General features: G+C 60.1%; 2 protein-coding genes. One reads left to right on the forward strand and one right to left on the reverse strand.

What is annotated here, in order from left to right; translation table 11 throughout:
* The coding region (locus tag IEW24_RS28605) for a Ros/MucR family transcriptional regulator (RefSeq protein WP_188584330.1) at window positions 1-259 on the forward strand (259 nt) is incomplete at its 5' end.
* A gap of 135 nt (window positions 260-394) precedes the next feature.
* Here the strand turns inward: IEW24_RS28605 and IEW24_RS28610 are convergent.
* Window positions 395-597, reverse strand: a 203-nt coding sequence (locus IEW24_RS28610) for a hypothetical protein (RefSeq protein WP_210324308.1), incomplete at its 5' end; no start/stop codon positions are given.

The raw sequence follows: 597 nt of genomic DNA on the forward strand, positions 1-597 counted from the left end.
GGATGCAATCATCTGCCTCGAGAACGGGAAGTCCTTCAAGTCTCTCAAGCGCCATCTGCAAACTTCCTTTGGCATGACGCCGGAGGAATATCGGGCCAAGTGGGGGCTGCCTCATGATTATCCCATGGTTGCTCCGAACTATGCGGCGACCCGTTCCGAGTTGGCGCTCACTGCTGGCCTTGGTCGTAAGGCCAAGCCGGCGCCGTTGCCTGCGAAGAGGCCGAGCCGGACACGCAAGACCGCCAAGGCTGAATCCTGAGTTGCCGCGGAAGGTGCGGATAGCGCTCTGAGATGCAGGGAGGCTACTGCCCCCCGCAAGTGGATAGCAACCGGCCTTCCGCATGGTCGGCTCCGTCATCGTCTCGCGACGAAGGCCAACCCGGACTTTGAAAGGCTAAAAATGCCCCGCGGCGGAATCCCCACGCTCCCGACTGTCATCGGTGTCCAGGCCTCTGAGAAGCATGATTTCAGTAAGCGGGCCCGCGACGAGATCCGGCTGATCGAGAATTTTGGCGTTGAGGGCGATGTGCACGCAGGCGAATGGGATCAGCACCTGTTCCACATCAAGCGGTTTGGTCAGCAATCCAACTTGCGCCA

The sequence above is a fragment of the Azorhizobium oxalatiphilum genome, assembly GCF_014635325.1.
In the GTDB taxonomy this organism is placed as follows: Bacteria; Pseudomonadota; Alphaproteobacteria; order Rhizobiales; family Xanthobacteraceae; genus Azorhizobium; species Azorhizobium oxalatiphilum.